Below are 22,252 nucleotides of genomic sequence, written 5' to 3' on the forward strand. Positions count from 1 at the left end.
TTTCATCATCCCTTTCTTCTCTTGGAGCATGACCGAGTGGAGGAACGCCGTTCCGGTGAGCCACGGCATGAGCGACGCGTTCTCGACCGGGTCCCACGCCCAGTAGCCGCCCCAGCCGAGCTCGATGTAGGCCCAGTACGAGCCCATCAGGATCCCGATCCCGAGGAAGAACCAGGCGAAGAGCGTCCAGCGCCGCGTCGTCCGGAACCAGAGGTCGCCGGTTCGGCGCGTCATGAGCGCGGCGATCCCGAAGGCGAACGGGACGGTGAACCCGACGTACCCGAGGTAGAGGGTCGGCGGGTGGATCATCATCCAGTAGTTCTTGAGCTGCGGATTGAGGCCGACGCCGTCGGCGCGCAGGGGACCGCTCTCGAACGGGCTCGAGATGAAGTTCGTGAGGATGAGGAAGAACGTCAGGACCGCGCCGAGGACATGGACGACCCACGGCATGAGCGCGCGGTTCTTGTCCCGGTTCGTGACGATCGTGAGCATCGACATCGTCGAGAGGATGAGCGCCCAGAGGAGGAGGCTCCCCGCTTGGCTCCCCCAGAGCGCGCCGATCTTGTACGGCACCGGCTGGCTCACGCTCGAGTAGTGGTAGACGGCGTCGAGCCGGAAGTCGTTCGTCAGCAGGCCGTGCTCGAGGCAGATCACGGCGACGACGATGAGACCCCAGGCCGAGAGCATGCTGCGCTCGGCGCTCGCCTGGAGGCCGCGGCCGGAGGCGACGGTGGAGAGGAACGACGCCGCGACCGCCCACGCGGCGGCGAGGAGGGCGAGGAAGAGGGCAAAGTGACCGATCGTCGCCATCAGGATCGCTTGCCCGGATCGGCCGCCTCGTACTTCGAGGGGCACTTCGCGAGCAGGGTCGTTGCTTCGAACGTGCCGTCGGCGCGGCGCTTCCCTTCGACGACCACGTCGGCGTCGTCGACGAAGGTGTCGGGGATCTCGCCGGTGAAGTCGACCGGCAGCGTGGCGGGGCTCGCCTTGTCGACGATCGTGAAGCGGACCTGCCGCCCGCCGGGGAGGCGCTCGATGCTGCCGGTCCTGACCTTCCCGTTGACCCGGAAGTGGCCGGGCAGCTCGCCCTTGGCGTTGAACTCCTGGACGGTGACGTAGTAGGCGAGGCCGCCGTTCGATTTCTGGGTCGCCACGACGAGCATGAAGACGATCGTCGCCGCAATCCCGCACCCGATGAAGATGAATTTTAGCCTGCGTCCGTTCATTCCAGCCGTCTCCCGGTCGCGTCCAAGGGGGGCATGGTAGGCCCGAGGCGAAGGGCCGTCAACGAATCCGGACCAATGCGATCCGGTTGGACACGCTCCGGCGCCGGATGGTATTTTCGACCGGTTCGCGGGAGGTTTTCGTGAAAGAGGCGCGCGCCAAACTCGAGGAGGAGCTCAAGCTGCTCGAGCGCGAGCTGACGATCGAGCTGCCCCGCGAGATCAAGACCGCGGTCGCGATGGGCGACCTCCGCGAGAACGCCGAGTACCACGCCGCGCTCGACCGGCAGCGGTTCGTCCGCGCCCGCATCGGCCAGCTCCGGACCCGCCTCTCCGAGCTCGGCACGATGAACCTCGACCGGATCCCGAAGGACCGCGTCGGCCTAGGCTCGACGGTCGTCTTGAACGACCTCGACGCGGGCGACGAAGTCACCTACGAGCTCGTCATCCCAGAGATGGCCGACCTCGACAAGGGGCTCGTCTCGATCGCGTCGCCGATCGGCCGCGGCCTCATCGGCAGGAAGGACGGGGAGACGGTCACCATCGAGATCCCGTCGGGAAAGAGGCGCTTCGAGATCCTCGAGCTCAAGACGATCCACGAGAAAAACGGAGGATCGTGATCACGATCTTCCACCCCGCCCCGATCGTCCCGCGCCACGTCCCCGCGATCTTCGAGCGTCCGAGCCGCCGCCGGTAGGAGACCGGAACCTCGCGATAACGCAGGCCGCGCCGGATCGCCTTGACCTGCATCTCCGCCGTCCACCCGTAGCCGCGGTCCTCCATCCCGAGGGCGACGAGCGACGGCCATCGGATCGCGCGGAACGGCCCGAGATCGGTGACGCGGACACCGTAGAGCGCGCGGATGAGGTGGGCCGCCACGCGGTTGCCGGCGCGCTGCTGCGGGAGGAGCGCGCCCCGCTCCGCGCGTCCCGCCGCGCGCGAACCGACGACGAGGTCGGCCTCGCCGCTCTCGATCGGGAGGAGGAGCTGTATGAGCTCCTCCGAGTGGTCGGAGTGGTCCGCGTCGACGAACGCGACGACGTCCGGCGGCGGGACGGTCGAAGCCAGGGCGGCGAGCCCGGCGAGGCAGGCGCTCCCGTAGCCGCGGCGCGGCTCGGCGACGACGCGGCAGCCGTGGGACGCTGCGACGGCGGCCGTTCCGTCGGTCGATCCGTTGTCGACGACGACGATCTGCCGGATCGCATGGCGCGGGAGGTCGGCGAGGACGAGGGGAAGGGCGCGCTCCTCGTCGAGCGCCGGGATGACGAGGTCGACGATCACCCGCCGTATGATAAGCGGCCCGTGCCGGAACCGACGCGCTCTCCCGCCGCCGCTCTCCTCGTCGCGCTGCGTCCGAAGCAGTGGGTCAAGAACGTCTTCGTCTTCGCGCCGCTCGTCTTCGCCGACCGCCTGTTCGACGCGCACGCCGTCGCCTTGGCCCTGGCGACGTTCGTCACATTCTGTCTTCTTTCCTCGGCCGTGTACCTGGCGAACGACGTCCGCGACCGCGAAGCCGACCGCCTGCACCCGGTGAAGTGCCGGCGGCCGATCGCCGCCGGCGAGCTGTCGCCCGCGGTCGCCATCGCGGCGTCGGTCGTGCTCGACGCGATGGCGCTCGCCGCCGCCTTCGTCATCGCGCCGCGCGTCGGCGGGGTCGCGACGGCCTACCTCGTCCTCAACATTCTTTACTCGTTCGGCCTCAAGCGCGTCGTCATCCTCGACGTGATGATCGTCGCGTCGGGCTTTCTCCTCCGCGCGGCCGCGGGGGCCTTCGCGCTCGACGTCTTGATCTCTCACTGGCTCGTGCTCTGCACGGGCCTGCTGGCGCTCTTCCTCGGCTTCGTCAAGCGCCGCCAGGAGATCGCGACGCTGACCGACGGCCTCGGCACCCGCGCGATCCTCCGGGAATATTCGCTCCCGTTCCTCGACGAGATGATCGGGGTCGTCACCGCGGCGACGGTCGTCGCCTACGCGTTCTACGCCTTCGATCCGAAGACCGCCGAGAAGCTGCACACCGAGTACATGGGACTGACGATTCCCTTCGTCCTGTATGGAATCTTCCGGACCCTCTACCTCGTCCACCAGCGGGGGGAAGGGGAGAACCCGACCGGCCTCTTCCTGAGCGACCGGCCGCTGCAGGTCGCGGTCCTCTCGTGGGGCGTTTCCGTCGTCCTCCTGCTCTACTTCAGACCGTAAGATCGTGGTTTCCTTGACTCGAAGGTAGCCGGTCCATACGATTCACCGGGCCCATGAGCGTCACCGCCACGCAATCGGCCGTCCGTCATTCCGTCCTCGTGGTGGACGACTCGAATCTCCTTCGCGGCATCCTCAAGGAAGAGCTCGAAGCCGAGGGGTTCGAGGTCCACATGGCCGAGGACGGCCCGCAGGCGCTCGAGCGCGCGCGCGACCTCCGTCCGGACGTCATCCTCCTCGACGTCGGCCTGCCCGGGATCGACGGCTACGAGGTCTGCCGCCGGGTCAAGGGCGACGCGGCGACGGCGGACATCCCGGTGCTCATGATCACGGCCTTGAACGAGCTCAAGGACAAGCTCGCCGGGTTCGAGGCCGGCGCCGACGATTACCTGACGAAGCCGTTCTTCACGAAGGAGCTCTTGGCGCGCCTCCGGAAGAATCTCCGCATGCGCGAGTCGATCCACGCGAGCCGCCGGCTGGGGCAGTCGTACCTCGAGATGCTCTTCGGGATCGGCTCGGCGATCACGTCTCCGTTCAAGGTCGACGACGAGGTCGAGATCATCCTGCGGCAAGGGCTCGTCGCCGTCGGCGCAGCGAAGGGCGCGATCCTCCTGTTGGACCAGGACCACGGCATGCTCGAGGTCAAGGGGACGATGGGGATGGACGCCCCGTCCGATCCGCAGATCGGTCAGCGGCATCGCATCTCGGACAAGCTCCCCGTCGTCGACGCCGCGGAAAGTGGCACGACCGGCATTCGCATCTACGAAGACCCGTCGCGATCCGTCGTCTTCGTCCCGATGGTCTCGAAGGAGAAGCTCGTCGGTGGGATCGAGCTGTACCTGGGCGAGCGCCGCGGCCGGCTCGCCGTCAACGAGCAGAAGGTCCTCTACGCGCTCGCGAGCCAAGCGGCGATCTTCCTCGTCAACGCGCGCCTCGAGCGCGACGTCCGCTCGATGTTCCTGAGCATCATCGTGTCGATGGCCGGCGCCGTCGACGCCAAGGACGCGTACACGCACGGGCACTCCCTCCGCGTGGCGCGCGTCTCGCTCATCGTCGCGCAGCAGAAGGGTCTCGCCCGGGAAGAGCTGGAGCCGCTCCTCCTCTCGGCGATCCTCCACGACGTCGGGAAGATCGGCATCCCGGACAACATCCTGAAGAAGCCCGAGAAGCTGAATCGCCAGGAGTTCGAGATCATGAAGGGCCACGCCGTGGCCGGCGCGAAGATGCTCCAGCACATCCGCGCGCTCGAGAACGTGATCCCCGGCATCCTCTACCACCACGAGTACTGGAACGGTACGGGCTATCCGCACGGTCTCGCGGGCGAGGGGATCCCGCTCCAGGGCCGGATCATCCACATCGGCGATGCGTTCGACGCGATGACGACCGACCGCGTGTACCGGACGAAGATCGGCGTCGCAGGCGCCATGAATGAGATCACGAAGCACGCGGGTCACCAGTTCGACCCGGACCTCGTCCAGTGCCTCGTCGAGGCGCACCGGCAAGGGCTCGTCCCCGACGGCCTCCCCGAATCGACCCCGACGCTCCACGAGCTCATCGACCGCATCCGATGACCGCGCCCGCGAAGCTCCGCCTCCTCGCGGTCGACGACAACCGGCTCATCCTCCGCGTCATCGCCGACTTCTTCACGCCGCGCGGCTTCACCGTCGTCACGGCGGAAGGGGTGGCCGAGGCACGGGAGGCGATCGACGAGCGGCTTCCCGACGTCATCGTCTCCGACATCCTCATGCCGGAGATCGACGGCTGGGAGTTCTTCGACGGCGTGCGCCGCGACCCGCGCACCGCCGCGATCCCGTTCGTCTTCCTCACGGTCGAGGGGGAGCTGCCGCAGCGCCTGCGCGGCCTCCACCTCGGCGCCGACGACTATCTGACGAAGCCGTTCGCCGTCGAGGAGCTGCACGCCCGGCTCGTGAAGCTCGTCGAGAGGCGCCGCGGCGGCGGCACCGCCGACGCCCTGCTCGCGGGCTCCGTCGAGCATCTGGCGATCTCCGATCTTCTCCAGATCCTCTCGCTCAACGGCAAGGACGGCCTGGTCCAACTGAGCGAAGGCGACCTGAGCGGCCTCATCGCGTTCGACCGCGGCCGGATCGTTCACGCCGAGACCGGCTCCTGCCGCGGCACCAAGGCTCTCTTCCGGATGCTCGGCTGGACGGCGGCGCGCTTCCGCGTCCTCCCGCGGCCCGCGTCGTTCACCGACGCGTCCATCACGGCACCCACCGCCGGCATCCTCATGGACGGCCTCGTCGCGCTCGACGAGTGGGTCCGCTTCAAGGAGTTGCTGCCGGAGGACGGCACGCGCCTCGCCCTCGCCGCGGACGCGCGGGCACGCCTGTCGGGCCAAGGCGTCAACCCCGTCGAGTTCGACGTCCTGGCGCGAGCGCGAATCGGCGCCACCGTCGCCGAGACGATCGCCGAGAGCCCGCATCCCGACGCGCAGGTCGCGGAGGCGATCTGCACGCTCCTGGGGCGAGGCGTGCTCGAGGTCGACCGCGGAGCGTCGCTGGCGGGGTAAACTCTCCCGCCCCATGGCGCTGCCGTCCGTTCTCATGATCTTCACCGGCGGGACGATCTCCATGAAGATCGTTCCCGGCCGCGGCGCCGTCCCCGCGCGCGGCGGGCAGGAGCTCCTCGAGACCGTTCCGAAGATCGGGACGTTCGCGCGCATCACGTGCGAGGACTTCGACCGCCTGCCCGGCCCGCACTGGACGGCGGCGCGGATGATGGACCTCGCGCGGCGGCTCGACGAGCGCCTCGAGGGCGACGCGTTCGACGGCGCGGTCGTCACGCACGGGACCGACACGCTCGAGGAGACGGCGTACCTCCTCGACCTCGTCCTCCGTACGGACAAGCCGGTCGTCCTCACCGGCGCCATGAAGACCGCCGACGACGCGATCTGGGACGGCCCGGGAAATCTCATCGCGTCGGTTCGCGCGGTGGCCGGCCTCCGCGGACGGCGCGTCGGCGTCGCGGCGATGATGGGCGAGACGCTCCACGCGGCGCGTCACGTCGCCAAGGCGCACACCGAGTCGTTCGGCGCGTTCTCGTCGAGCCAGGGCGGGCCGCTCGGCGAGCTGGAGAGCGAAGGGCTGCAGCTCTACGCCGCGCCGATGCGGGACGAGCGCTACGACGTCGCCGGGCTCGAGGCCGACGTCGCGCTCGTGACGGCGTGCGTCGGCGCCGATGCGCGCCCGCTGCGGCACGCGATCGCGGACGGCGCCAAGGGGATCGTCCTCGAGGCGCTCGGCCGCGGCAACGTTCCGCCGCCGATGGTGCCCGCGATCCGTGACGCGCTGGCGGCCGGAATCCCGGTCGTCGTCGCGAGCCGCTGCGGCCACGGCCGCACGGGCCCGACCTACGGCTACGAGGGGGGCGGTCTCACGCTCCGCGAGGCGGGGGCGATCTTCGCCGGCGACCTCGCGGCGCCGAAGGCGCGGATCAAGCTGATGGTGCTGCTCGGCGCGGGGTACGGTCTCGAGAAGATCCGGGACGCGTTCGAGCGCCCCCCACGGTGAGCGAGCCCGCCGCCCTTCGCTTCGTGAAGGGGATCGGGCCGAAGCGCGCGGCGGCGCTCGAGGCCGTGGGCATCGCGTCGGCGGCAGGTCTCCTCGAAGTGCTTCCGTTCCGATGGGAGGACCGGCGCGCATTCGCGCGCGTCGCGGACCTCGTGCCGGGCGGGCCCGACACGACTCTCGACCTCCGCGTCGCGAGCGCACGGTTGATCCGCACGCGCCAGCGCGGCTTTTCGATCTTCCAGGCGACGCTCGAGGACGCGAGCGGGGCGATCAAGGCGGTCTGGTACAACCAGCCGTATCTCGAGCGGGTGTTCACGAAGGGCGCGCGCGTCGTCGTGTTCGGGCATGCCGAGATCGACCGACGGGGGGAGATCGTCCTCGCGAACCCCGATTACGAGCGTCTCGATGCGGACGACGCGGCGGGGGTTCACACGGGCCGGATCGTGCCGGTCTACCGGAAGCTCGGCGGCCTCACCTCGAAGGCGCTCCGCGCCGCGATGCACGGCGTCGTGGAGGGACTGGGCCCCGCCGACGTTCTCGATCCGGTTCCCGCCGAGGTCAGGCTTCGCCACGGGCTCCTGTCGCACGCCGACGCGCTCGCGGGCACGCACTTCCCTCCGGGAGAGGTCTCGATGACCGATCTCGCCGAGAGGCGGACGCCGCCGCAGCGCACGCTCGCCTTCACCGAGATCTTCCTCGTCCAGCTCGCCCTCGCCGCGCGACGGGACGCCGCCGTGAAGGCGCCGCGCGCCGCGCACTACGAGATCCCCGAGGCGCTCCGGGAGAAGCTCGCGAAGGTCCTCCCGTTCAAGCTCACGGGGGCGCAGAAGCGCGTCCTCCGCGAGATCGGCGACGACCTCCGCTCGCCCCACCCGATGAGCCGCCTGCTCCAGGGGGACGTCGGGTCGGGGAAGACGATCGTCGCGCTCATGGCGCTCCTGGTCGCGATCGACAACGGCCACCAGGGCGCGCTCATGGCGCCGACCGAGATCCTCGCCGACCAGCACGCGCGGAACATCCTCGCCCTCCTGCAACGCTCCGGGCTCCCGGTCAAGGTCGCGGTCCTGACCGGCTCGCAGAAGGCCGCGGCGCGCCGGCGCGCGCTCGCCGACATCGCAAACGGCCACGCGCAGCTCGTCATCGGAACGCACGCCCTCTTCGAGGCGGGGGTGACGTTCAAGCGGCTCGGCCTCGTCGTCGTCGACGAGCAGCACCGCTTCGGGGTCATGCAGCGCGCGGCGCTCGTGTCGAAGGGGAGCCGTCCCGACGTGCTCGTGATGACCGCGACCCCGATCCCGCGCTCGCTCGCGCTCACCCTCTACGGCGATCTCGACCTCTCGGTCCTGGACGAGCTGCCGCCGGGGCGGACCCCGATCACCACGGTCGTGAGGACCGAGAAGGACCGGGCGCGCGTCTACACCGGGCTGCGCCAGGAGATCGCGCGCGGCCGGCAGGCGTACGTCGTCGTCCCGCTCGTCGAGGAGACGGCGCGCACCGACCTGAAAGCCGCCACCGCCTTCGCCTCGTTCTTGAAGAAGGAGGTCATGCCCGACCTCGTCGTCGGACTCCTGCACGGGCGGATGAAGGGCGACGAGAAGGACAGGGTCATGAGCGCGTTCGCGCGCGGGGCGATCCAGGTGCTCGTCGCGACGACGGTCGTGGAGGTCGGCGTCGACGTGCCGAACGCGTCCGTCATGATCGTCGAGCACGCGGAGCGTTTCGGCCTCTTCCAGCTCCATCAGCTCCGCGGGCGCGTCGGCCGCGGGTCGGCGAAGTCGTACTGCGTGCTGATGGTGGGCGAGGACGGACGCGGCGCCGCTAGCGAGCGGCTCCGCACGATGGAGGCAACCTCGGACGGATTCAAGATCGCCGAGAAGGATCTCGAGCTGCGCGGCCCCGGGGCGGTCTTCGGGACCCAGCAGCACGGGCTCTCGGATCTTCAGTTCCTCGCCGTCATCCTGCGCGACCCGGCGCTCCTCGACGCGGCCCGCGCCGAGGCGCAGCGCCTCGCGTCGGAAGGACGCGCGGAGGGCCTCCTCGCCGAGCTCACCGGAGGCTGGCGGCAGCGCCTCGAGCTTCCGGCGCTCGGCTAGGAGGTCCTCCTCGAGATCTAGTAGCGGCGCCGCGCCATCATGGCGCCGAGCAACAGGCCGACGCCGGCGCCGATGCCCGCGGAGAGGAGAATCGTCTTCCCAGGATTCTCCCGGGCGTAGTTGCGCGTCTGCGCCCAGCCCTTGTCGATGTATTGCTCCTTGACGCTACGGGCCTGCTCACGCACGTCGCCGATGAACTCGTCCATCGCGTTGCCCGCTCGGCCGAGGCTTCCCTTTTTTCCCGACATCGGTTCCATTGCCGGTTCTCCTATGCAATCGCACCCCTTCCAGGACGTTTGCCAGGAACGTGCCATCGCGGGGAACGCGGCGCTCCGGTGCAATCGGCTCCGGTATTTCCCTGCGTGTCATTCGGATGCTGCAAAGAGGGCGGCCTCGGTGGCGAGGATTTCCACACGTATAGTCTCGACCATGTCTCGTCGTACCGTGATCCGGTCGATCGTCATCGCGGCCGCCGCACTCGTCACCGCCTGGGCCGTCTCGATCGACGTCCGCGGACCCGGCCGGGCAGCGACGAAGCCGGGCCTCGATTGCAAGCCGTGCACCGATCCCTGCGTGGACGTGCCGAAGGTGACCACCGCATGCGTCGACAAGGAGACGGGGAGAACCTTTCCGGCGAGCTACACGTGCTGCTGCTGCAACGACCAGTGGGAGCGCCGGAAGCTGATCTCTTCGCCCTAGGGCGCCTCAGGGAGTTCGCACGCAGTCGTCGGTGAGCGTGATTCTGGTTCCTGCGTCGATCACGTCGAAGTCGGTGACCTTGATCGCGGCGAGGCCGGTCGACCCGCTCGGCAAGACGACGCTCCACTTCGCCGTTGTGAAGCGATCGTCGGCCGCGGTGAGCGCGATGTTGCCGCCGTCGGCAAGGATCATCCCGTACTTCTGGAGCGCGCGGGCGACCGTCCGCGTCCCCGCGTCGGGCAGCGTCGAGATCGGGTAGTCCGCGCGCAGGCGCAGTCTCGCCCCATAAGGCGGCATCCCTTGGCCCGAAGGCCCTCCGGCGTGCGTGGCCGGGTGAACGTAGACCCCGGCCTGCATCCTCGGGTTGGGCAGAATGAATCGAATCGCATGATCGATCGATCCCGCCTGCAGCTCATCCGCGGTGAAGAGGAGCGGAGCGATCGGCATGCCCGCGGCGTCGGCGCTCGTGCACTGGTCGCCGCGTCCCGACGGCGCGTAAACACGGCTCGAGTCCCAGATGGCGAGGCAGCCGCCGTGGAAGATGCCGTTCGTGATGTCGGCGCGCCACATCTCGTAGAGGGAATGGGTGAGGGGATCGTTCACGATGAGGTGGCAGTCGCCGTCGTGGACGCAGCTGTAGCCCGCCTCGCCTTCCACGGCGCCGCCCGCTGGAACAGGCACCGCGGCCAGGTCGCAGTCGGGGCTGTAGAAATCGCTCGTGGGGGTGAACGTTTGAAACGGCGTTGTCGCGTCCGCGCTGAGCACGACGATCGAGAAGTCGATCTGGAGGCGGCCGTTGCCGAAGCCGCCGGCTGCGTTGAGGTTGGCGATGATCGTCGCCGATTGAGGATCGACCGTGGCTTGCGAGACGTCGCGCTTCCAGAACGGAGCCGCGGTTACGCGATAGAAGAAGACGCTACCCGCAGGCGGCGTGTCGGTCCATGTCGAGGAGTCCGTCGTCCCGCGTGCGTTCGCCGGGCTCGCTTCCGGCGATCCCGCTGTCGACCGATAGATCGTGTAGGGTCCGGCGGCGCCGGCGGTCCAGCTCAGGGCGACGTCCGCGGAATTCGTACCGTGTGCGACGCGAAGCGTAAGGCCGTCCTTGACCTCGGCCGAGGCAGAAAGCGCGGCGGCGATGGCGAAGGCGAGGCCTGCGGTGCGCACGCCTCGTTACGAAGCAGGATGTGTGCCCGGGTCTGTCCACGGAAGCTCGAGGACGAAGAGGCACCGGTGGCCGGGAAGGTCTTGCACGCGGATCGTGCCGCCGTGAGCTTCGATCGCCTGCCTCGCGATCGCGAGAGCGAGCCCTTCCGGATCGGGCCGTGGCTCCGGGTCCTGAACCTCGAAGTGGATGCGCCCGCCCCGAAGGCGCGCACGAAGCGTCACCGTTTCGCCGGCGGGCGTGCGCTCCACGGCGCTGCGAGCCAGGTGGCCGAGCACGGACTGCACGAACCGTACGTCGAGCACCACGGGCGCGTCCTCGGCCTCGAGGCGAAGCGTCACGTTCTTCGCTTCGGCCTTCTCGCTCACACCGGACCTGGCGTCTTCGAGGCGCTCCCGGAGCGTCGTCTCTTCCGGCTTGATCTCGACCGCGGAAGCGGCCCGCGCGAGGTCGAGGCTCTGCTCGAGGATCTCCAAGGTCTGGCCGAGTCCCCGTTCGAGCGCTCCCACCGCGTCGGAGTCGTCGGGGAGCTGGCCCGTGGTCCTGAGGATGCGGAGCGCCATCGAGGCCGAGAAGAGCGGGCTGCCCAGCTCGTGGGCGATGAAGGCGAGGCTCTCGTTCGCTTGGTGTACGAACTCGGCGTCCCGGCGCCGGTTGTATTCCGAGACCGCGTAGCCGACTCCGTCGAGGATCGCATGGAAGAGCACGCGGGCCTCGCGATCCGCCGGCTCCTCTCCGGCCGCCCGTGCCGTTTCGAGGATCACATCGTGCAGCGATCGGTACTCGTGCACGAGGGCTCCGAGATCGAACCCCAGACGGAGACGTTGCTCGCCGTGGACGGCTGCGGCGGACGGCAGCTTGCGTGCGCTGGCCTTCTCGTCGCCGCGGAGCGCCGCGATCAACGCGTCGAGAAACTGGGGGAGATGATCGATCAGCTCGGGAGCGCTGACCCGCGGCGCGACGGCGTTTCGCACCCGCTCGGTCCAGCGTGCGACGATCTCGACGCGGCTCTTGGCGATGATCTCATGCAGCGGCATGCCGCGGTCGAGTGTAGTCAGGTCTCAGCCGCCCTGCATCATTAGCGGTGGCCTGCCTCGGCATCCCCGACGAGCCGGTGGTGGACCCGATGTTTCGCCCGTCGCTGCCCCTCGCCCGCGCCGCATCGTTACCACCCTTCGCCAACTCTCGGCCGTCGCTGCGTCCAGGCTCCCGCCACCCTCGAAGTTGTCCCGTCACCCGGAGCGCCAGGATCGTCGTGTGAGCGGCCCCCTGGTCATTGATCAGTTGGGAACACAGTCCCAAAAGGTGTGGCAGGACGTGTCGCACTTCGTCTGCGTGCGGTAGTCGGGCAACGCGCAAGGCAGCCCGTAGATAACGTCGTCCGTGTTGTTCGATCCCTGGTCGCACTCCTCTTCGGGATCGACGGTCCCGTCGCCGCAGATGTTGTCGAAAGCGACCTCGATGTCGATGGTCGTCCACGTCGGATCGTTGGGAACGTAGTCCTTGTCGCAGATGCACGTCACCGGGTCCCAAATGTCGGTGGGGCCGTTGCACCAGGACGGCTTGGGGGTCGTGCACTCGCTCGTGGGAGGGTTGTTCGGCGGAATCCGGATCGTGGCGCTACAGGAGCAGCTTACGGTGTTCTCCCACTTCCAGCCGTACCCCTCAATCCAGACTTCACCACGGAAGCAAGACGCACCAGTGGCGTGGCTCCATTGCAACGAACCGGGTGGGTTGCTGATCAGGTAGCCGGAACATTTTTCGTCGCAGTGGGCGGTCTGAATGGAATTGCAGGGGACCGGAGAGGCGTGCACGTAGCTGATTGCCGACCAGATGCACAGGAGCAGGAGTATGGCGCTACAGCCGAACCATCGAAGCGCTTTCTCGATCATTTCGTTCCTCAGTACGTCAGTGACGCGTTGAGCGCCGGCGTACCTCATCACTTCACTCCCGTGGAGATAGGGGAGGTATACCTGACATCGTCGCGCGCACAACGGACCGAGTTGGGCGTTTACTCGCCGATCGGCTCCGCCAGCTCGGCGGCGAGGATCCTTACCGCCTCGCACCAGCAGGTGGCCGTCGCAGCGTCCATGATCCGGACGCGCTCGAAAAGCGCGAGGCCATCCAGAACGTACGGCACCTCCGCGAGCGTGAGGAGCACGAGCGTCTCGCCATGTGGCTGGCGTCAATCACCGGGGGCCGGTTCCCTACCTCCTAGGCGGTGATGGGGGGAGGAACACGCTTCAAGAACTCGGCCGTGGGTTCGTCACCGATGTTCTCGCCCCGGCGCTCGGGGTGACGCTCCACGAACACGAGGTAAGGGGTGTTCGCCGTTCGTGAACATCTGGTAGACGAGCACGCTGACCGGCATCACTACATCCGAGGCTCAGGCCGCCGTTCCCTGGGGAAAACGGTCAACCGCCCTGCATCATCATCAGGAACTCTTCGTTCGCGCGGCTCTTGCCCATCTTGTCGATGAGCAGCTCCATCGCCTCGACCGGCGACATCTGGTTCAGGATCTTGCGGAGGATCCAGACCTTGTTGAGCTGTTCCTTCGCCATGAGCAGCTCTTCCTTGCGCGTGCCGGAGGCGTCGATGTTGATCGCGGGGAAGACGCGGCGGTCGACGAGCTTGCGGTCGAGGTGGAGCTCCATGTTGCCGGTGCCCTTGAACTCCTCGAAGATGACGTCGTCCATGCGGCTGCCGGTGTCGATGAGCGCGGTCGCCATGATCGTGAGCGAGCCGCCCTCCTCGATGTTGCGCGCGGCGCCGAAGAAGCGCTTCGGGCGCTGGAGCGCGTTCGCGTCGATGCCGCCGGACAGGACCTTGCCCGAAGGGGGCTGCACGGTGTTGTAGGCGCGCGCGAGGCGCGTGATCGAGTCCAGCAGAATGACGACGTCCTTCTTGTGCTCGACCAGGCGCTTCGCCTTCTCGATGACCATCTCGGCGACGTGCACGTGCTGCTGCGCGGGCTCGTCGAAGGTGCTGGCGACGACCTCGCCGCCGACGGAGCGCTGCATGTCGGTGACTTCCTCGGGGCGCTCGTCGATGAGGAGGACGATGAGGAAGACCTCGGGGTGGTTCCTCGTGACCGAGTTGGCGATCGACTGGAGGAGCATCGTCTTGCCGGTACGCGGCGGCGCCACGATGAGGCCGCGCTGTCCCTTGCCGATCGGCGTCAGGAGATCCATGACGCGTCCGGCGATCGCGTCGGGGCCGATCTCGAGGCGGATCTTCTCCTGCGGGTAGAGCGGCGTCAGGTTGTCGAAGAAGATGCGGTCGCGGAGGCGTTCCGGGTCGTCGAAGTTGACGGCGAGCACCTTGATGAGCGCGAAGTAGTTCTCGTCTTCCTTCGGCGGGCGCACCTGGCCGGAGACGGTGTCGCCGGTGACGAGGCCGAAGCGCTTGATCTGCGACGGCGAGATGTAGATGTCGTCGGGGCCGGGCAGGTAGTTGTAGTCGGGATGGCGGAGGAACCCGTAGCCATCTTGGAGGACCTGGAGCACGCCCTCCGCGAACACGAGGCCGCTCTGCTCCGACTGCGCCTTCATGATCTCGAAGATGAGGTCCTGCTTCCGCATGCTCGTCGCGCCCTCGATCCCGAGGCGCTTGGCGGCATCGGCGACCTGGGTGTTCCCCATTTTGTAGAGCGAGTTGAGGTCGACTGCGCCTGCGGTGCCCTCGGCCGCAGGGGCGCCCTCTTCGGTCTCGACGGGAAGGTCGATGCCCGCGGGTGCGTCGTCGGGGATCAGCTCTTCGACGGGAAACGGAGGGCGAAGCTCGTTCGGTGTGCTCGGGCTGCGGCGGCGGCTGCCACGATCGTTGCCGCCATGACCACGGCGACCGCGGGGGCGTCCTTCGGGCATGGGATGATTCCTCTTGGTGGGTTCGGGGACTTGCGGCGAGACGGACTATAGCACCGGCCTTTCGGGCAAGTAAAGCCGCAGCGTCGGCGCGAGCGCCGCGGTCTTCGGTGCGCGGCGTCGCTCGCTCTCGGTCCCGTCGAGGAGCGGGGCGAAATCCTCGACGCGATCGACGTCGAACCAGCCCTCGGTCTCCCGGAGGTCGAGGCCGGCGTCCCTCGCGCGGCGGCGCGTGACCTCGAGCACGCGCTCGGTCCCCCACGGCACGTCGTGGAAGAGGGCGGGGCACCGGCCGGCGGTTGCGACGAGAACGTACCCGCCGTCCCGGGCCGGCGACACGACGGCGTCCGCGCCGTCCGCGAGGCGCCGGAACGCCTCGTCGACGATCCGCGCGGGAAGGGTGGGGGCGTCGGCGCCGACGATCGCGATCCGTCGCGTCCCCGCCGCATGGCCTCGGGCGAGCGTCCGCTCGAGGCGCGCACCGAGCGACCCTTCCCCTTGGAGCGTGTGCGGAAGCTTTTCGAGCCCGTCGGGCCTCGGCCGGTCCTCGGGCCACGTGGCGTCGAGACAGATCTCGGCGGTCCGCCCCGGCCCCGCGAACGAGGACACGAACGCGATCTGGTCGGCGAGCATCGCCTCGTGGAGGGCCAGGGCTTCGTCATCGGAAAGGGGCGGCGCAAGACGCGTCTTCACGGCGCCGCGGCGCGGCACCCGGGCGAAGAGGACGACGCGCTCCATCGAGGCATTGTACGATCGCGGCATGGCGCAGACGATCGGGGTCGTTCTCGCGGGCGGCGAGGGGAAGCGTTTCGGGAAGCCGAAGGCGGCGATCGTGCTCGGCGGCCAGACCCTGGTCGATCGTGCCGCACGCACGCTCAAGCCGCTCTGCGGCAGCGTGGTGATCAGCGTCGCCCACGGCGTGCCTCCCGCGCAGGGAACGCACGCCCTCATCCCCGATCGCGGGGCGGGGATGGGACCGCTCGCCGGCATCGCGGCGGCCTTCGCGGCGACGGGCCAAGCCGACCTGCTCGTCCTCGCGTGCGACTACCCGGCGGTCGGGACGAGCTTCCTCCGCTCGGTGCTCTTCGCCGCGACGGCGCCGGGCGATCTCGTCATGCCGGTCGACGCCGACGGCCGCGACCATCCGCTCGTCGCGCTCTGGCGGAGGAGCGCTCAGCCCGCCGTCGAGAAGGCGCTCGCGGAGCGCGCGCTCAAGGTGCAGGCGCTGTTTCCGGACCTCGACGTCGTGCGTCTCAAGCCGGCGCTCTTCCCGAACTTCGATCTGAAGCGCGTGCTCACGAACGTGAACTGGCCGCGCGACATCGACATCTTCCAAGACGCGTAGAGAGAAGAAGGGGACAGTAACCAAGTTTTTCTTACACGCGAAGTGCGCGTGTAAGAAAAACTTGGTTACTGTCCCCTTCTTCTCTCTACGCGGAGAGGCGGTCCAGCGTCTCCGCGAGCGCGCCCCAGAAGCGCTCGACCGACGGAACGTGGACGCGCTCGTCGGGCGAGTGCGCGCCTTCGATACGCGGGCCGAACGAGACCATGTCGAGGCCGGGGATCTTCTGGCCGAGGAGGCCGCACTCGAGCCCCGCGTGGATCGCGGTGACGAGCGGCTCCTTCCCCCAGCGCTTCCGGTAGACCTCGCGGACGACGGCGAGCGCCTGCGAGTCCATGTCCGGTTTCCAACCCGGATAGCCGTCCTTGAGGGTGACGCCGCCTCCCGCCAGCGCGGCGGCGGAGCGGATGCCGGCGAGGACGTACGAGAGCGACGGCGCGACGCTCGAGCGGCTCGACGTGACGATGCGGACCGCGGCGTCGCCGAACGCGACGACCGCGACGTTGTTCGACGTCTCGACGAGGCCGGCGATGTCCTGGCTCATGCCGAGGACGCCGTGCGGGAGCGCGAGGAGGAGCCTGAGGAAGCGGTCGCGGTCGGCGCGGGCGAGGACGCGCGCGGGCATCGCGGCGTCGGTGATCGCGAGCTTGAGGCCGTCGTCGATCTTGTGCAGCTCGACCTGAAAGCCGGCGAGCTGCTGCTGCGCGACCTTCTCGAACACGGCGCGCGCGCCGGGATCGAGGACGATCGTCGCCTCGGCCTCGCGCGGGATCGCATTGTGCTTGGAGCCGCCGGCCATCGAGGCGATCTCGAAGGCCACGCCGGCGTCGCCGGCCGCGGCGAGGATGCGGCCCACGAGCTTGAGCGCGTTGCCGCGGTTCTCGATGATGTTGAGGCCCGAGTGCCCGCCCTTCAAGCCGGTGATCTCGATCTTGAGCGCCTTGGCTCCCGGCGCGGGAGCGGTCCAGGAAACGGGAAGGTCGATGAGCGAGTCCTCGCCGCCGGCGCAGCCGACGAAGATCGCGCCGTCCTCTTCCGAGTCGAGGTTCAAGAGCATGCGGCCCTTCAGGATCGACGGGTCGAGGTCGCGCGCGCCGGTGAGCCCCGTCTCCTCGTCGAGCGTGAAGAGCAGCTCGAGCGGGCCGTGGACGAGCGAGCCGTCGGTCGCGGTCGCGAGCGCCGCGGCGACGCCGATCCCGTTGTCCGCGCCGAGCGTCGTGCCGCTCGCGTAGACCCACTCGCCTTCGATCCGGGGGCGGATCGGGTCGCGATCGAAGTCGTGCGTCACGCCCTTATTCTTCTCGCACACCATGTCGAGGTGGGATTGGAGGATGACCGGCTTCGCCTTCTCGCGCCCGGGAGTGCCCGGAAGGGTCACGACGACGTTGCCGCGCGCATCGCGCGACGTCTTGGCGCCGGAGACCGACGCCGCCGTCTTGAGCACCCAATCGACCGCGCGCTCCTCGTGTCCGGACGGGCGGGGGATCGCGGCGAGCGACGCGAAGTGGCCCCAGAGGGCGTGCGGGGCGAGACGGTCGAGGGAGTCGGACATGGCGGGCCTCCGGAAGAACGGAATGGCCGTTCACGGTAGCCCACGGGCGGGCCGATCCGCCATAATCCGCGCATGGCCCGCCGCCGCAAGCTCACGCACGCCGACGACTCGGGCGCCGCCGTCATGGTCGACGTCGGCGGGAAGTCAGCGACGAAACGGCGCGCGGTCGCGCGCGCGACGGTCGCCCTCGGGCCGGTCGCGTTCAAGAGCGTCCGCGAACACGCGCTCGCGAAGGGCGACGCGCTCGCGGTGGCGCGCCTCGCCGGCATCCAGGCCGGCAAGCGCACGGCGGAGTGGATCCCCCTGTGCCACACCGTCCCGCTCGATCGCCTCGACGTCGCGATCGAGCTGTCCGCCCGGGACCGGCGCGCGGTGATCACCGCAACCGCCGAGGCGCGATGGGCGACCGGGGTCGAGATGGAGGCGCTCGTCGCCGCGTCGGCGGCGGCGCTGGCGCTCTACGACATGACGAAGGGGGTCGACCGCGCGATCGAGATCGAGCGGATCGCGCTCCTCGAGAAGAGCGGCGGCCGCTCCGGCACGTGGCGCCGGAAGGCCGGTCGCCTTTAGCATGGCTGCCGCAAAGGAGAGGTGCATGCGACAGATCGTCCGACGGATCCTTCCCGCGCTCGTCCTCGTCGCCGTCGCGACCGGAGCCGACGCCGCGCTCTTCAGCAAGACGTACGAGTTCAAGGCGAACACCGCGCTCAAGGTCGGCACCGAGATCCAGGAAGGGCTGAGGCTCGACGCGATCGAGTTCGTCATCCCCGGCGCCGGGACGCCGACCTCGACGTTCGGCGGGCCGAAGGTCAAGGTGACGATCTCGAACCTCGGCAAGACGTCGGTGACGGTCGCGATCGCGATCGCCGTCCTGAACGCCGACGGCCACCTCGTCGGCGTCGCCTCCGGCGGGACGAAGCTCTTCCCGCTCCGCGCCGAGCGGCAGATGGACTACACGCTCGACTTCGGCGGCGTGAACGGCGAGCTCGCGAACGGGACGACGTTCCATCTGAGCATCGAGCCGAAGTAAGACGACGACAGGCTCGTCCCCCCAAGGGGACGCGTTCCGCTCCTTTAGCTACGCTTTCGTAGTCTGCACGACGAAGAAAGCCCGCGATTCCGCGGCGGCACGCCTCCTGCACTTCGATCGGGCCGGAGGTGGAACCATGAAGTCTCTTGGACGCTGGCTCATGTCCGGGGCGATCGCCGCGAGCGTTTTCACGGCTCTCCCCAGTGCAGCTCATGCCGGTGTGGACATCGCCTTCGGCGCCGCGGCGCCGATCGGTGACAACGGTCAGCTTTTCGTCTCGATCTCGTCCAACTACTTCAACCGTGAGCCCCACGTCGTCGCCGACTGGAGCCAGCGCTTCACCGATCCGGACGACCTCTCGGTCTTCCTTCACATCTGCTCGCACACGCGCGTCTCGCCGGAGATGGTCTACTCGTACCGGCGCCAGGGGATGCCCTGGTTCGACGTCGGGATGCGGGTCGGCGTGCCGGTCGACACGTGGTTCGTTCCCGTCCAGGGCGACCCGGGCCCGCCGTACGGCAAGGCGTACGGGTACTGGCGCCAGCATCAGCGCGACCCGCGTTACGTGATGCACATCTCGGATCACCAGTGCCGCGACCTCGTCGCGGTTCGCATGGCGCACGACTACTACCACGTGACGCCGCAGGTCGCGATGGATTGGCGTCGCGAAGGGCGCGACACGCGCGAGATGATGAACCGCGAGTACCGCAGCCGGCATCACGGCGAAGGCGATCATGGCCACGATCGCGCGGACGACAACGACCATCACGATCACGGCCACGGTCACGGCAACGGCCACGGTCACGACAAGGACGACGACCATGGCGGTCGCCACTAAGACGAGTCAACAGTCAACAGTTAGTAGTCAACAGTCGGTAGTCGGTGGTCGGTAGTTCCTAGGAACTATCGACGATCGACTACCGACTTTTCGTTTCAGAACATTCCGTCTTCGAGCAGCCCCTTCGCGCCGAGCCAGTCCGGGTTGAGCTTCGTGAGGTAGCGCTCGCCGGAATCGGGGAAGAGGGTCACGACGATCGCGTCGGCCGGCGAGCGCTTCGCGACGATCCGCGCTCCGGCGGCGGCCGCTCCCGCCGACGATCCCACGAAGATCGCTTCCTTCCGCGCGAGCTCGAAGACGGCGCGGTAGGCGCTCTTGTCGTCGATCGTCACGATCTCGTCGATCGCGTCCCACCACACCGTCGAGGGAAGGAAGTCCTCGCCGATGCCGTCGATCAGGTACTGGTGGATCTGCTCGGCGGGCGGCAGCTTGCCGTGCTCCTTGTAGAACGCGTAGATGCTGCCGACCGTGTCGACGCCGACGACGCGCACCTTCGGGTTCTGCTCCTTGAGGAAACGTCCGACACCGCTGATCGTGCCGCCGGTGCCGACGCCGCAGACCCAGTGCGTCACCTTGCCGTCGGTCTGCTGCCAGATCTCGGGGCCGGTCGTCTTGTAGTGCGCCTGCGGATTCGCGGGGTTGTAGTACTGGTAGGGGAGGTAGGCGCCTTCCTCGTCGCGGATGCGCTCGGCCACCTTGTAGTACGAGCGCGGATCGTCGGCGGCGACCTCCGTGGGACACGTGATCACCTTTGCGCCGAACGCGCGGAGGAGCGCCTGCTTCTCCTTCGAGATCTTGTCGGGCGCGGTGCAAATGAGCTTGTAGCCTCGGAGCGCCGCCGCCATCGCGAGCGCGAGCCCCGTGTTCCCCGACGTCGGCTCGACGATCGTGCCGCCCGGCTGGAGCTTGCCTTCGCGCTCGCCCGCTTCGATGAGCGCCATCCCCACGCGGTCCTTCACCGACGAGCCGGGGTTGAACGATTCGATCTTGGCCGCGACGAGCGCGCCTTCCGGATGGAAGCGCCGCAGCTTGACGAGCGGTGTGTTGCCCAGCGTGTCGAGGATGTTCTCGTACATCGGCATCGGATCGGCCCCCGTGAGAAGCGCGCATGATAACCTCTCGCGTTCGCTCGGGAGGGATAACGTGGCAGCGAGGAAGCGCGCGCGCGGCAAGCGCGAGCCGGGGTTCGCGACGAAGGCTCTGCACGCGGGGCAGGTCCCGGATCCGGCGACCGGCGCCGTCATGCAGCCGATCTACCAGACCTCGACCTATCGCCAGCCGGCGCTCGGCGCAGGGTGGCGCTACGACTACGCGCGCACGATCAACCCGACGCGCGAGGCGCTCGAGCGCAATCTCGCCGCGCTCGAAGGCGGCCTCTCGGCCCGCTGCTTCGCCTCGGGGATGTCGGCGATCAGCGCCACGATGAACCTGCTCCGCTCGGGCGATCACGTCGTCGTCTCGCGGAACGTCTACGGCGGCACGTATCGTCTGTTCGAAGGGCTGCTCCGCCAGTTCGGCCTCACCTTCACGTGGGTCGATACGACCGACCTCGGCACGATCGAGCGCGCGCTCACTCCGGCGACGAAGATGCTCTACGTCGAGACGCCGACGAACCCGGTGCTCGGCATCACCGATCTCGCCGGCGCCGCGAAGATCGCACGCAGGAACAAGCTGCGCCTCGTCGTCGACAACACCTTCATGAGCCCCTATTTCCAGCGGCCGATCGAGTACGGCGTGGACATCGTCGTGCACTCGACGACGAAGTACCTGAACGGCCACAGCGACAGCGTCGGCGGCACCGTGGTCACGACGTCGCAGGCCGACGCCGAGCGGATGGGCTGGCTCCAGAACTCGGTCGGCGCGGTGCTCTCGCCGATGGACTCGTTCCTCGTGCTCCGCGGCATCAAGACGCTGCCGCTCCGCATGGAGCGGCACGACGCCTCGGGGCGTCAGGTCGCGGCGTGGCTCGACCGTCAGCCGAAGGTCGAGCAAGTCCACTACCCGGGGCTCAAGAGCCACCCGCAGCACGCGCTCGCCAAGAAGCAGATGTCGGGCTTCGGCGGCATGATCGCGTTCGAGCTGGGCTCGCTCGGCGCGGCGAAGCGCTTCCTCGGCAAGGTTCGCCTCTGCGCGCTCGCGGAGAGCCTCGGCGGCGTCGAGAGTCTGATCTCGCACCCCGCGTCGATGACTCACGGCGCTGTCCCGAAGAAAGACCGCGTGAAGATCGGCGTCACCGACGGGCTCGTGAGAATCTCCGTCGGCCTCGAGGATCCGGCCGATCTGATCGACGATCTCTCGGGAGCGCTCGCTGCGGTCTAGCGCTCGGTCTCGGCCTCGATCCAGCGCAGATAGGCCTCATCGCCCTCCGCGATCTCGAGCCGCACGACTTCCGGCTGCTCGTAACTGTGCAGCTCGCGGATCGCGGTGCGCACCTCTTCGAACCGCTCGGCGCGGGTCTTGATGACGAGGAGCCACTCGGCCTCGTCCTTCACGGCGCCCTCCCAGCGGTAGATCGAGCGCACCCCGGGAACGACGTTCACGCAGGCGGCGAGGTGCCGGCCGACGAGGGCGCGGGCGATGGAGCGGGCCTCGGCCTCGCTTCCGGCGGTCGAGAGGATGACGGCGTACGGGGACACGGCGGCGGACTCTATCACGATGAAGGATTAGGACTTGTGGCCCGGTGAACCACTGGGCTATAGTCGCGCCGCGCCTGAGTCGAAGAAGCGG

Annotated in this window: 25 protein-coding genes; 12 read left to right on the forward strand and 13 right to left on the reverse strand. The window is 68.6% G+C overall.

The features are described from left to right. Both ccsA and VFV19_13520 read right to left on the reverse strand, forming a co-directional pair. On the reverse strand, window positions 1-810 hold an 810-nt coding region (ccsA, locus tag VFV19_13515), incomplete at its 3' end, for a cytochrome c biogenesis protein CcsA (GenBank protein HEX4825317.1). Then, complete coding sequence (locus VFV19_13520; protein HEX4825318.1) at window positions 810-1,226, reverse strand: cytochrome c maturation protein CcmE; 417 nt, start codon at window positions 1,224-1,226, stop codon at window positions 810-812. The genes ccsA and VFV19_13520, both read right to left, overlap by 1 nt. A gap of 140 nt (window positions 1,227-1,366) precedes the next feature. Here VFV19_13520 and greA point away from each other — a divergent pair, with 140 nt between their 5' ends. Further along, entirely contained in the window at window positions 1,367-1,843 is a 477-nt protein-coding gene (greA, locus tag VFV19_13525; protein ID HEX4825319.1) for a transcription elongation factor GreA, read from the forward strand. Here the strand turns inward: greA and VFV19_13530 are convergent. Next, window positions 1,809-2,504, reverse strand: coding sequence for a glycosyltransferase family 2 protein (locus tag VFV19_13530; protein ID HEX4825320.1), 696 nt, complete (start codon window positions 2,502-2,504; stop codon window positions 1,809-1,811). The two genes, greA and VFV19_13530, sit on opposite strands and share 35 nt — an antisense overlap. Before the next feature lie 21 nt (window positions 2,505-2,525). Here VFV19_13530 and VFV19_13535 point away from each other — a divergent pair, with 21 nt between their 5' ends. From VFV19_13535 to recG, 5 genes are read left to right on the forward strand one after another with little or no spacing between them, the layout of a single operon-like run. Beyond that, entirely contained in the window at window positions 2,526-3,419 is an 894-nt protein-coding gene (locus VFV19_13535) for a decaprenyl-phosphate phosphoribosyltransferase (GenBank protein ID HEX4825321.1), read from the forward strand. Window positions 3,420-3,472: 53 nt separating this feature from the next. Then, entirely contained in the window at window positions 3,473-4,987 is a 1,515-nt protein-coding gene (locus VFV19_13540) for an HD domain-containing phosphohydrolase (GenBank protein ID HEX4825322.1), read from the forward strand. Continuing rightward, complete coding sequence (locus tag VFV19_13545) at window positions 4,984-5,946, forward strand: response regulator (protein ID HEX4825323.1); 963 nt, start codon at window positions 4,984-4,986, stop codon at window positions 5,944-5,946. Before VFV19_13540 ends, VFV19_13545 begins: the two co-directional genes overlap by 4 nt. Window positions 5,947-5,959: 13 nt before the next feature. Further along, window positions 5,960-6,946: an asparaginase gene (locus VFV19_13550; GenBank protein HEX4825324.1), complete on the forward strand. Its 987-nt coding sequence runs from the start codon at window positions 5,960-5,962 to the stop codon at window positions 6,944-6,946. Further along, a complete protein-coding gene (gene recG / locus VFV19_13555) occupies window positions 6,943-9,039 on the forward strand; it encodes an ATP-dependent DNA helicase RecG (protein ID HEX4825325.1) in 2,097 nt (698 codons plus the stop codon). Before VFV19_13550 ends, recG begins: the two co-directional genes overlap by 4 nt. 17 nt (window positions 9,040-9,056) lie before the next feature. Here recG and VFV19_13560 read toward each other — a convergent pair whose 3' ends face one another. After that, window positions 9,057-9,296, reverse strand: a complete 240-nt coding sequence (locus tag VFV19_13560) for a hypothetical protein (protein HEX4825326.1) — start codon at window positions 9,294-9,296, stop codon at window positions 9,057-9,059. A 172-nt stretch (window positions 9,297-9,468) separates the two neighbouring features. Between VFV19_13560 and VFV19_13565 the strand changes: the two genes are divergently transcribed. Further along, entirely contained in the window at window positions 9,469-9,738 is a 270-nt protein-coding gene (locus VFV19_13565) for a hypothetical protein (protein ID HEX4825327.1), read from the forward strand. Window positions 9,739-9,744: 6 nt separating this feature from the next. On the opposite strand, the gene VFV19_13570 is transcribed toward VFV19_13565, so the two are convergent. The 6 genes from VFV19_13570 to VFV19_13595 form a co-directional block, all read right to left on the reverse strand. Further along, window positions 9,745-10,902: a hypothetical protein gene (locus tag VFV19_13570; GenBank protein ID HEX4825328.1), complete on the reverse strand. Its 1,158-nt coding sequence runs from the start codon at window positions 10,900-10,902 to the stop codon at window positions 9,745-9,747. A 6-nt stretch (window positions 10,903-10,908) separates the two neighbouring features. Then, on the reverse strand, window positions 10,909-11,937 hold the full coding sequence (locus VFV19_13575; protein ID HEX4825329.1) for a HAMP domain-containing sensor histidine kinase: 1,029 nt from the start codon (window positions 11,935-11,937) through the stop codon (window positions 10,909-10,911). A 243-nt stretch (window positions 11,938-12,180) separates the two neighbouring features. After that, window positions 12,181-12,423, reverse strand: coding sequence for a hypothetical protein (locus VFV19_13580; protein HEX4825330.1), 243 nt, complete (start codon window positions 12,421-12,423; stop codon window positions 12,181-12,183). 488 nt (window positions 12,424-12,911) lie between these two features. Further along, on the reverse strand, window positions 12,912-13,061 hold the full coding sequence (locus VFV19_13585; GenBank protein HEX4825331.1) for a hypothetical protein: 150 nt from the start codon (window positions 13,059-13,061) through the stop codon (window positions 12,912-12,914). Window positions 13,062-13,314: 253 nt separating this feature from the next. Then, complete coding sequence (gene rho, locus VFV19_13590; GenBank protein HEX4825332.1) at window positions 13,315-14,766, reverse strand: transcription termination factor Rho; 1,452 nt, start codon at window positions 14,764-14,766, stop codon at window positions 13,315-13,317. A gap of 45 nt (window positions 14,767-14,811) precedes the next feature. Next, window positions 14,812-15,501, reverse strand: coding sequence for a TIGR04282 family arsenosugar biosynthesis glycosyltransferase (locus VFV19_13595; GenBank protein HEX4825333.1), 690 nt, complete (start codon window positions 15,499-15,501; stop codon window positions 14,812-14,814). 22 nt (window positions 15,502-15,523) lie between these two features. Between VFV19_13595 and VFV19_13600 the strand changes: the two genes are divergently transcribed. Continuing rightward, window positions 15,524-16,108 (forward strand): molybdenum cofactor guanylyltransferase, encoded by a 585-nt coding sequence (locus VFV19_13600; GenBank protein HEX4825334.1) that lies wholly within the window; start codon window positions 15,524-15,526, stop codon window positions 16,106-16,108. 85 nt (window positions 16,109-16,193) lie between these two features. Here VFV19_13600 and VFV19_13605 read toward each other — a convergent pair whose 3' ends face one another. After that, a complete protein-coding gene (locus VFV19_13605) occupies window positions 16,194-17,657 on the reverse strand; it encodes an aminoacyl-histidine dipeptidase (GenBank protein ID HEX4825335.1) in 1,464 nt (487 codons plus the stop codon). A gap of 72 nt (window positions 17,658-17,729) precedes the next feature. Here VFV19_13605 and moaC point away from each other — a divergent pair, with 72 nt between their 5' ends. From moaC to VFV19_13620, 3 genes are all read left to right on the forward strand, one after another. Next, the gene (gene moaC / locus VFV19_13610) at window positions 17,730-18,227 is read left to right on the forward strand and encodes a cyclic pyranopterin monophosphate synthase MoaC (protein HEX4825336.1); all 498 of its coding nucleotides are present in this window, start codon (window positions 17,730-17,732) and stop codon (window positions 18,225-18,227) included. 25 nt (window positions 18,228-18,252) lie between these two features. Further along, window positions 18,253-18,687: a hypothetical protein gene (locus tag VFV19_13615; GenBank protein ID HEX4825337.1), complete on the forward strand. Its 435-nt coding sequence runs from the start codon at window positions 18,253-18,255 to the stop codon at window positions 18,685-18,687. Between the two features lie 136 nt (window positions 18,688-18,823). Continuing rightward, window positions 18,824-19,525, forward strand: coding sequence for a hypothetical protein (locus VFV19_13620; GenBank protein ID HEX4825338.1), 702 nt, complete (start codon window positions 18,824-18,826; stop codon window positions 19,523-19,525). A gap of 95 nt (window positions 19,526-19,620) precedes the next feature. On the opposite strand, the gene VFV19_13625 is transcribed toward VFV19_13620, so the two are convergent. Further along, window positions 19,621-20,607: a cysteine synthase family protein gene (locus VFV19_13625; protein ID HEX4825339.1), complete on the reverse strand. Its 987-nt coding sequence runs from the start codon at window positions 20,605-20,607 to the stop codon at window positions 19,621-19,623. A gap of 61 nt (window positions 20,608-20,668) precedes the next feature. Between VFV19_13625 and VFV19_13630 the strand changes: the two genes are divergently transcribed. Further along, window positions 20,669-21,844 (forward strand): PLP-dependent aspartate aminotransferase family protein, encoded by a 1,176-nt coding sequence (locus VFV19_13630; GenBank protein ID HEX4825340.1) that lies wholly within the window; start codon window positions 20,669-20,671, stop codon window positions 21,842-21,844. Here the strand turns inward: VFV19_13630 and cutA are convergent. Then, on the reverse strand, window positions 21,841-22,161 hold the full coding sequence (gene cutA, locus VFV19_13635) for a divalent-cation tolerance protein CutA (protein HEX4825341.1): 321 nt from the start codon (window positions 22,159-22,161) through the stop codon (window positions 21,841-21,843). The genes VFV19_13630 and cutA overlap by 4 nt on opposite strands. Window positions 22,162-22,252: the final 91 nt, after the last annotated feature.

The organism is Candidatus Polarisedimenticolaceae bacterium, assembly GCA_036275915.1.
Taxonomy (GTDB): domain Bacteria; phylum Acidobacteriota; class Polarisedimenticolia; order Polarisedimenticolales; family DASRJG01; genus DASRJG01.